Source organism: Rhodococcus sp. NCIMB 12038 (assembly GCF_002165735.1).
Taxonomy (GTDB): Bacteria; Actinomycetota; Actinomycetes; order Mycobacteriales; family Mycobacteriaceae; genus Rhodococcus_F.
The window spans coordinates 154,652-162,299 of the sequence record NZ_NHML01000020.1 but is presented as its reverse complement, the minus strand read 5'-3'; the positions used below and the strand labels follow the sequence as shown (position 1 = coordinate 162,299).

12 protein-coding genes are annotated in these 7,648 nt (G+C 66.9%); 6 read left to right on the top strand and 6 right to left on the bottom strand.

Annotation, left to right across the window (positions count from 1 at the left end; all coding sequences use genetic code 11):
- The coding region (locus CA951_RS42985; RefSeq protein ID WP_373414454.1) for a pyruvate kinase alpha/beta domain-containing protein at window positions 1-158 on the top strand (158 nt) is incomplete at its 5' end.
- A gap of 72 nt (window positions 159-230) precedes the next feature.
- Window positions 231-593, top strand: coding sequence for a WhiB family transcriptional regulator (locus CA951_RS28130; protein ID WP_087559963.1), 363 nt, complete (start codon window positions 231-233; stop codon window positions 591-593).
- An 18-nt stretch (window positions 594-611) separates the two neighbouring features.
- On the opposite strand, the gene CA951_RS28125 is transcribed toward CA951_RS28130, so the two are convergent.
- The 3 genes from CA951_RS28125 to CA951_RS28115 all read right to left on the bottom strand — a co-directional run bounded on the left by CA951_RS28125 (window position 612) and on the right by CA951_RS28115 (window position 3,105).
- The gene (locus CA951_RS28125) at window positions 612-2,030 is read right to left on the bottom strand and encodes a wax ester/triacylglycerol synthase family O-acyltransferase (RefSeq protein ID WP_087559962.1); all 1,419 of its coding nucleotides are present in this window, start codon (window positions 2,028-2,030) and stop codon (window positions 612-614) included.
- Window positions 2,031-2,242: 212 nt separating this feature from the next.
- Window positions 2,243-2,614, bottom strand: coding sequence for a hypothetical protein (locus CA951_RS28120; protein ID WP_087559961.1), 372 nt, complete (start codon window positions 2,612-2,614; stop codon window positions 2,243-2,245).
- Window positions 2,615-2,643: 29 nt separating this feature from the next.
- Window positions 2,644-3,105, bottom strand: a complete 462-nt coding sequence (locus CA951_RS28115) for a hypothetical protein (protein ID WP_087559960.1) — start codon at window positions 3,103-3,105, stop codon at window positions 2,644-2,646.
- Window positions 3,106-3,189: 84 nt separating this feature from the next.
- Here CA951_RS28115 and CA951_RS28110 point away from each other — a divergent pair, with 84 nt between their 5' ends.
- Window positions 3,190-3,669, top strand: coding sequence for an SRPBCC family protein (locus CA951_RS28110; RefSeq protein ID WP_087559959.1), 480 nt, complete (start codon window positions 3,190-3,192; stop codon window positions 3,667-3,669).
- Window positions 3,670-3,724: 55 nt separating this feature from the next.
- On the opposite strand, the gene CA951_RS28105 is transcribed toward CA951_RS28110, so the two are convergent.
- The 3 genes from CA951_RS28105 to CA951_RS28095 all read right to left on the bottom strand — a co-directional run bounded on the left by CA951_RS28105 (window position 3,725) and on the right by CA951_RS28095 (window position 5,623).
- Entirely contained in the window at window positions 3,725-4,267 is a 543-nt protein-coding gene (locus CA951_RS28105) for a hypothetical protein (protein WP_087559958.1), read from the bottom strand.
- A gap of 117 nt (window positions 4,268-4,384) precedes the next feature.
- Window positions 4,385-4,642 carry a hypothetical protein gene (locus tag CA951_RS28100; protein ID WP_087559957.1) on the bottom strand — a complete coding sequence of 86 codons (258 nt, stop codon included), beginning with the start codon at window positions 4,640-4,642 and terminating at the stop codon, window positions 4,385-4,387.
- Window positions 4,643-4,732: 90 nt separating this feature from the next.
- Window positions 4,733-5,623 (bottom strand): alpha/beta fold hydrolase, encoded by an 891-nt coding sequence (locus tag CA951_RS28095; protein WP_087559956.1) that lies wholly within the window; start codon window positions 5,621-5,623, stop codon window positions 4,733-4,735.
- A gap of 126 nt (window positions 5,624-5,749) precedes the next feature.
- Here CA951_RS28095 and CA951_RS28090 point away from each other — a divergent pair, with 126 nt between their 5' ends.
- From CA951_RS28090 to CA951_RS28080, 3 genes are all read left to right on the top strand, one after another.
- The gene (locus CA951_RS28090; protein WP_087559955.1) at window positions 5,750-6,361 is read left to right on the top strand and encodes a hypothetical protein; all 612 of its coding nucleotides are present in this window, start codon (window positions 5,750-5,752) and stop codon (window positions 6,359-6,361) included.
- 147 nt (window positions 6,362-6,508) lie between these two features.
- Window positions 6,509-6,889, top strand: coding sequence for a decarboxylase (locus tag CA951_RS28085; RefSeq protein WP_087559954.1), 381 nt, complete (start codon window positions 6,509-6,511; stop codon window positions 6,887-6,889).
- 48 nt (window positions 6,890-6,937) lie between these two features.
- Window positions 6,938-7,642 carry a TetR/AcrR family transcriptional regulator gene (locus tag CA951_RS28080; protein WP_087559953.1) on the top strand — a complete coding sequence of 235 codons (705 nt, stop codon included), beginning with the start codon at window positions 6,938-6,940 and terminating at the stop codon, window positions 7,640-7,642.
- The last annotated feature ends 6 nt before the right edge of the window (window positions 7,643-7,648 follow it).

Below are 7,648 nucleotides of genomic sequence, written 5' to 3'. Positions count from 1 at the left end.
GCACGGATGCGATGGTGCGGCAGGTCGACAACGCGTTGCTGGGGCTGGGCCGGTACCAGAAGGGTGAACTCGTCGTGATCGTGGCGGGGTCGCCGCCGGGCACCGTAGGCTCGACCAACCTGATCCACGTCCACAGAATCGGCGAAGACGACCACTAGGCCTCGGAGGCGAAGACGACCACTAGGCCTCGGAGGCGAAGACGACCACTAGGCCTCGGAAATGACTATTCCATGCCATCTTTGACACTCACCGTTCGTCTGCTGACGCCCCACTCCGATTTGTGGGACTGGCAGACCCGCGCGCTCTGCCGAACCACCCGGGCGGATCTCTTCTTCGGGCCCGACAGCGAAAGCCGGGCAACGCGAATCCGCCGGGAGAGGCAGGCGCAGGAACTCTGCCGGAGTTGCCCGGTTCGCCACGAATGCCTGCGCCACGCACTCGACGTCGGCGAACCCTACGGCGTCTGGGGAGGGATGACCGAATCGGATCGGCGATTCGGTCTCGATCGGCCCCAACTGAATCCACAGGCAAACCGCAAGCCGGCCAGAAGGCTTCGCATCTCGGCGCGACACCCACGCCCCGGACGGCGGTGAGAGTTTACGGTCTACGCCTCACAGTCCGACGGCGGTTTCGAGGAGATCGAGTTCGGCGTCGAGGTGGTCGAGCATGGGGTGCAGATCCGGGACGGTGCGGCGGCAGCCGGTGAGGCCGAAGACGATCTGGTCGTCGCTGCTGGTGCAGGTGATGTTGAGTGCCTGCCCGGTGGTGGGGATCGACAGCGGGTAGAGGGATTCGAGGCGGGCGCCGTTCCAGTACAACGGGGTTCGGGGTCCCGCGACGTTGGAAATGACGACGTTGAACGGCGGACGCAGCGGCCCCCGCCTGCCGAGGAACATCTCGACTCCGAGCGGGGCGGCGCCGAGAGCGCTCATCGCGAGCACCTGGGCGGGACTCATCGCCTGCAGGGCGGCCTTGCCCTCGTTCATGCAGTTGCGCACCGTCTCGAGGCGGTGCGCGGGGTCGGGAAGGTGCGTGGCCAGGTTGCACATGAGGACTCCGACCCGGTTGCCGCCGGGCGCGCGGTCACCGGTTCCGGTCTCCGGCGCGCGCAGCGACACGGGAACCATCGCGATCAGCGGGTTGTCCGGCAACGCGTCGCGGGTGTGCAGGTAGGCCCGCAGGGTGCCCGCGCACATCGTCAGCACGATGTCGTTGATGGTGGCGTCGGCGTGCTTGGCCAGCAGACGGATCCGTTCGATGGGGAACGACCGGGCGGCGACGTGACGGGCCCCGCTGATCGGCACGTTGAACAGGGTGTGCGGGGCGGTGAGCGACAACGCACCACCCTTGCCGTGCAGGGCGCGGTCCACGGTGCCCAACGCCGCGGGCAGCAGCCCCGCCACCTCGCCCGCCGCAGCACGGGCGGCGTCCCACGCCATGGCCGGAAGCGCGGAGCCAGGACCGCTCGTGACGGCCATCCGCGCGTCCGGCACGGCCGACAGCGTGTTCCGGGGCTGCCAGGGGGTGGGCATGTTCCGGCGATTCGGGTCCTCGCTCATGCTGTCGCGGAGCAGTCGCATCGCCGACGCACCATCGGCGAGGGCGTGGTGGATCTTGGTGTAGACCGCGTAGCGGCCGTCGGCGAGCCCCTCGATCAGGTGCATCTCCCACAACGGGCGACTGCGGTCGAGCAGGGTGCCGTGCAGCCGCGACACCAGGGTCATCAGCTCGGCCATTCCACCCGGCTGGGGCAGGGCGTCGCGGCGCACGTGATGTTCCAGATCGACCTCGTCGTGCCGAAGGCTGTCCCAGCCCCACTGGCCGAGCGACGTCACCGAGCGGCGGGCCCGCTTACGGAAGGGCGCCGCCACCTGGTCGCCGACCAGCGCCGCATCGAACATCGCGCGCACGTCGGCCGCCGACGATCCCTCGGGTGGGGTGAACACCGCCAGGCCGCCGACGTGCATCGGATGCTCGCGGGACTCGCCGAGCAGAAACAGTGAGTCGGTCGGCGCCATCGGGAACAGCATGTGGTGTCCTTACCGTTCCCGAAACGGAATCTGCCTGCGCAAATCCGTTTCCCCCCGGAACTGTCGTTCATATCAATATTGCCGTGTGTAAAAGTAACGTTTAGGTGTGGTTCATGTCACAAACCGGTCTCGCTGTTTTAGTTGTACAGCACAGCCACCGTTTCCGCCACACGCACGGACGGACGAACACGTAGCCGTGGCTCCGCGGGCGGTCAGAGTTCGAGGTACAGGAAGTTGTCGGCCCAGTTGGTCTCGCCGGCGGTCGTGGCGAAATAGAAGATGCGGTCGGAGAATCCGCAGTCGAAGTACTGGGCGATTTTCGATTCGCCGGGAGCGAGCGTGCCGAGGTTCGTGCTGTCGTACACGAGCGGGGTGTGGACCGTGACGCCGGTGGCGGTACCGTCGCCCTCGTTGGTGACGCGCACGGCGCATGCGTTGACGTCTTCGGTATTCGCCTGGGTGATCGCGAGATCGGGGCCGTCACCGAGAGAGCCGAACGGCGCGGCCGACGCCGTTGCCGTTCCGGCGGTCATCAGTCCCGCGATCATGGCCCCCGCCATTGCCGTACGTCGAAGGTTGCGCATGTTGTGCCCTTTCCTCGGTTGTCCGGTGCTCAATACACGTTGATCTGCGTGGTGCTGGGGATGTGCGGTCGGTCGGTGGTCAGCGTGACCTCGACGCGACCGGATCCCGTCTCGAGGTGGGCCCACGGCTCCGCCGGGAAGTCGAGCAGCCCGCCACTCACGTCGGCGGACCATGATCCTGCGGCGCCGGTATCCAGGTTGCGCCAGTGCAACGTCGCGAATACCGAGCACAGCACTCCCTGCGTCGACGACACACCGACGAACGTCCCGTTCAGCCGAACGTAGACCAGGCCGGGCAGCGAGTCGGTGGCAACGGTGACTCCTCCGATCCGGCCGCCACAGGCAAGGCCGTGAGCGACCGTCGCGGTGTCCGGAATGGTCACCCACCTGTCCTGGGTCTGATCCGCCGCGGCCGGGGCGGCGGCACCGAACAAGCCGGCCAGCGCCAGTCCGGTGATCGCGATCGACTTGCCGAGCGTAGGAAGAGACATGGTGCTCCAGATCGCCGTCGGTCAATGGTCCTGACGGTACCTCGGAAACACGCCACAAGTGATGCCTCGTGGTTTGATCGAGTCATGACCGAGGAGAACGGGATTCCCACCGTCGTCACCGCAAGCCGTGTCATCGCCGCTCCGGCGCGGGCGATCTTCGAACTGATCGCCGACCCGGCGCAACAGCCGCGCTGGGACGGCAACGGCAACCTGGCCGAGGCCGCGCCCGGGCAGCGGGTGCGCGCCGTGGGTGACGTGTTCACCATGACGCTGACCAACGCAGGCATCCGCGACAACCACGTGGTGGAATTCGAGGAGGGGCGTCTGATCGCCTGGACGCCGTCGGAGCAGGGCCATCCACCGCCGGGGCATCTATGGCGCTGGGAGCTCGAGCCGCTCGACGAGAACCGTGTTCGCGTCACGCATACCTATGATTGGTCGCGCCTGACCGACGACCCGAAACGCCGAGAGCGCGCTCGCAGCACCACGTCCGACTGGCTGCTGGCGTCCGCTGACCGGCTTGCCGAACTCGCCGAGGCGAACGACGGGCAACCTCCCGCCTGACAATCGAGGACAGTCGGCGGCGGGCACTGTGCGCCACGCCGCCGACAGTTCCGAGTTACCGACCGGGGACGACGGAGATCGTTCCCTGACAGACGGCGTTCTGAGAATTGACGAACCACCATCCCGCGCCGGTCTGGACGGTGACGGTGAACGACACCGTCCCGGTTCCGGTCCAGGTCCGGTTGATCGGGATTCCCGGCTTCTGCTGCAACGCAGCCTCATCGCTGACGCTGTGGCCGCTCGCGCCCGTGGTCGTGTTGTGCCAGTCGACCGACACCCGCGTGCCGTACCAGTTGATTCCGATGCTCGGGATCAGACCGCCGGGCGGCGTGGGCAGTTCGTTCCCGCCGCTGAGCAGGATCGCCGGCTCCAGCGCCGACCCACCCGGTCGCAGCGACTCCCCGGACGAGGCGTTGACGGTCCACGTGAACGGCGGTGCCCAGACGAGGGGATTCGCGCTCGAGCACGTCATCGTCGTCGACGTCGGTGGTGCGGGCTGAGCATGTGCGACCACACCCCCTCCTGCCACGACAGCGGTTCCCAACCCGACAGCAGTGAGTGCCGCAGCGCATGCGCGGCGCCCCAACTGGTTGCTCATGAGCCCTCCCATTTCTTCACTCCCCGAGACTCGAGACGTACCTCGCCCCCTGGAATTTCGGCAGCGAACAAGAATTCGTTACAGAGCGCGCGGGTTGGCACCTCTACGCCCATGCAGTCAGTAGCTCCGGGCCGGTGGCAGGTCGCGTTGCACCAACAGTATCTCCGAGGCTGCGATGACACCGGGGAAGTAGAAATGGCCCTCCGGGGACTGGACCAGATCGGCGTCGTCGATGCCGTGGACTTCCCACACGTCCACCGCCCCACCCGTGTTGTTCATCCGCACGAACCAGTCGCGTTCCCACTCGCCTGCCGCGAGGAAGCAGCCCTGCTGCTCCGGGCTGTAGCTCCCTGCGATACCGCGAGCCGCACCCATCCGAGTCCAGTCCAACCCATATCGCGAGATGGACGCACGATTCAACACCGAGGTGACGTGGTAGCGGGGTGGCATTCTCGGCCGGGGCTTTCAGTTGGATGCTGACGCAAGCTCGTTCGCTGTCAGCGCGAGGATGTCGTCGGCGTGGCTGACGGCGATGAAATGACCACCACCACTGACCGGGTGCCAGACGGCGCCCGGGGTTCTGTCGGCCACCGTCTTGTTGATGACCTCGGGGACCAGGGTGTCCGCGCTGCCCTGCCAGAAGTGCACCGGGCGTTTTACTTTGGTCATGTCGAACGGCCAGGCCTCGTAGAGCATCGTGGCGTCGACGACGAGTCCGTCTGCGCCGTGGCGAAAACACTCTCGGCTTGCGCCCAGAAAGGCTTTGAGGACGTCCTCGTCGGCCAGTACCTCCTGGTCCGCCGCGCACGCCGACTTCTTGATCGCCTGTCCGTAGCGATCCTCGAAATGTGTGGCACTCATGCCGAGAAGCTCGTACATGAGTGTGAAACCCGGGTGGAAGTGCAGCGCCAGGCGACCGCCCAGCGCGTCGACACTGCTCAGATACTTCGCGGCCCAGTTCGCGCCGAACGTTCCGTAGTTGCCGCCTGCGATGCACACGACGTTGGCGAGGCGCATCGGGTCCAGATATGCGGCCGCCGCCAGGGCCCATGGTCCGCCCTCGGACCACCCGGTCACCGCGAACCGGTCGGCGTCGAACGAGTCGGCCAGCAGCAGGAGGTCGTCGGTCCAGCTTTCGAAGGTGCGGCCCGGCTGAGGGTCGGACCCGCCGATGCCCGGCCGATCCGCGCAGACGAATCGCAATCCGTTGGCCTTCGCGTACGGGTCGAACAGTTCGGCCTCCAATCGGCTGGACGGTCCGCCGTGGTTGTGTAGCACGAGCGGTCCGCGCGGGTCACCGGCTTCGAGATATGTAATGGTCCGGCTGCCGATCCGGATGCTTCCCTCGCTCGTCACGTGGACTCCTCACAGCGTTGGCCGGACGCCGAAACTGGGTGGGCGGCGTCGAAACTGCAGGTACTCGGATCTTTTCCATACTAGGCTCGACGGGTGGTTCGTCCCGAGCAGTTAGGGGTATCCGGCGTGGTGCAATCGACGGAGCGGCACGGTGTGCGTAGGCGCGGCGGTCTCGCCTTCCTCTCGATCGTCCTGGCAGGAGTCCTGCTTGCGGCCGGGTGTGGGCAGCAGGACTCCGGGTCCGATGCCGAATCGCAGCAGGACCAGACGACGTCGGACACGAACCTCTTGCCCGAGGACGTGGTCGTCGCGTTGGACGGAGTGCAGAACTACTTCCCGGAGATCGAGCGACAGACCGCGACGAGTGAGAACTCCACCGCGGCCGGTGCCCCCGAAGCGACCAGAATGGTGATCTACGAAGGCGGAGACGGGCGAAGAGTCACCATCTCGGTGGATCGGTACCCCAGCCCCGACGCGGCCTCCACCGCATTCGAGCAGGCGATCGGCAAGAGTGAAGTCGTCCAGGGATTCGTGGCGCTGCCCGCGCCGGCCGATGTGGGCGACAAGGCGTTCGCCGGTGCCGTCACCCAGGGCGAAGACACTCACATCGGGTACGGCGCACTCGACGGCACATATGTCGTCGGGGTGACGTCGGCCGGCTATCCGGCCACCCCCGAGAACGTCGACAAGCTGACCGGTCTCACTCGCGACGCGGTCGCGAAGGCGACCACGGCGTAGGGCCCGCGCCAACACCGCGTCAGGATTGCGGTCGCCGGAGTCAGATCTGTGTCAAGACCGGCCGAAACCTCGCGCGACGGGGGTAGATCTGGAACTGAATCCCCGAGTCGGCCCACCCACGGCCGTCGACGGATCGAGGAGGTTCCGATGACGCTTCACCTTCCCCATCTGTTCGCGCACGAGCAGTCGCGGCAGAACACGCTGCTCGACCTGTCGGTCCTCGGCACGGACGGCCCGGGCATCGAGGACGCACTGCGTGCGGTGATGGAACAGCCGCAACCGCGGCTGGTCGGTATCCGATGCCCTGCCGGTTCGAAGGCCGTCGACGACGCGATCGGGCTGATGGAACGGGTCCGGCGCGACTACGGCGTGATCCTGACGGAACTGGTCCTCGCGGACGCGGATCGGGTCGATCTTCGCGAGGCCGTCGACGAGGCCCTGGACGAGGCATGCGCCCGGAACCGGTTCCCCCGCCCGAGCGTCGTGTTCACCGGGCGCCCGGCTGTTTCCGCCTTGACGAAATCTTGACGCCGTCACCCCTTGCGTCCGGTTGAACACGCGTTTAGCGTACTAAACATGCGTTCAACCAATGCCGCTTCCAGGGTCCCGCAACCCGACATGACCACCCGCGCCCGCGTGCGCGACGCGGCCATCACGGTGTTCGGCAACCACGGTTTCGGCACCGGGGTGCGGGCGATCGCCACCGCCGCCGGGGTGTCACCCGGCCTGGTCATCCACCATTTCGGTTCGAAGGACGGCCTGCGCGCCGAATGCGACGAGCACGTCCTGCGGATCATCCGCGAGCAGAAGGCGGAGGCCGTATCCACACCCGGGCCGGCGGGAGCAATGCAGGCCCTCGCCGACATCGAGCAGTACGCCCCACTCGTCGCGTACATCGTGCGGAGTTTCCAGGCGGGCGGCGGTCTCGGCGAATCCCTCTTCGAGCACATGGTGGAAGACACCACGCAGTACCTCGAACTGGGAGTGGCGACCGGAAGTGTCCGGCCCAGCCGCAACCCGGCGGCGCGGGCCCGCTACCTCACTCTCTACAACGTCGGCGCGATGCTGCTGTATTTGCAGATGCGCGCAGACAAGGAAGTTCCGCTCGATTACGCCACGGCCATCCGCGACCTCGCCACCGACGTCACGCTGCCCGCCCTCGAGATGTACACCGAGGGCCTGCTGCCGGATTCGTCGATGCTCGAGGCATATCTGGCCACCGAAGACGGCGCCGCGCAGGCGGGCGCGGCACCCCCAGTACATACCGACTCCCCGAACTAGGAGCAG

Coding starts and splice junctions, on each gene's coding strand:
- CA951_RS28100 (WP_087559957.1), bottom strand. CDS start 4,642: ATGGGTGCGGCTCGCGGTATCGCAGGGAGCTACAGCCCGGAGCAGCAG.
- CA951_RS28120 (WP_087559961.1), bottom strand. CDS start 2,614: ATGCGCAACCTTCGACGTACGGCAATGGCGGGGGCCATGATCGCGGGA.
- CA951_RS28080 (WP_087559953.1), top strand. CDS start 6,938: ATGCGTTCAACCAATGCCGCTTCCAGGGTCCCGCAACCCGACATGACC.
- CA951_RS28110 (WP_087559959.1), top strand. CDS start 3,190: ATGACCGAGGAGAACGGGATTCCCACCGTCGTCACCGCAAGCCGTGTC.
- CA951_RS28115 (WP_087559960.1), bottom strand. CDS start 3,105: ATGTCTCTTCCTACGCTCGGCAAGTCGATCGCGATCACCGGACTGGCG.
- CA951_RS28105 (WP_087559958.1), bottom strand. CDS start 4,267: ATGAGCAACCAGTTGGGGCGCCGCGCATGCGCTGCGGCACTCACTGCT.
- CA951_RS28130 (WP_087559963.1), top strand. CDS start 231: ATGCCATCTTTGACACTCACCGTTCGTCTGCTGACGCCCCACTCCGAT.
- CA951_RS28125 (WP_087559962.1), bottom strand. CDS start 2,030: ATGCTGTTCCCGATGGCGCCGACCGACTCACTGTTTCTGCTCGGCGAG.
- CA951_RS28085 (WP_087559954.1), top strand. CDS start 6,509: ATGACGCTTCACCTTCCCCATCTGTTCGCGCACGAGCAGTCGCGGCAG.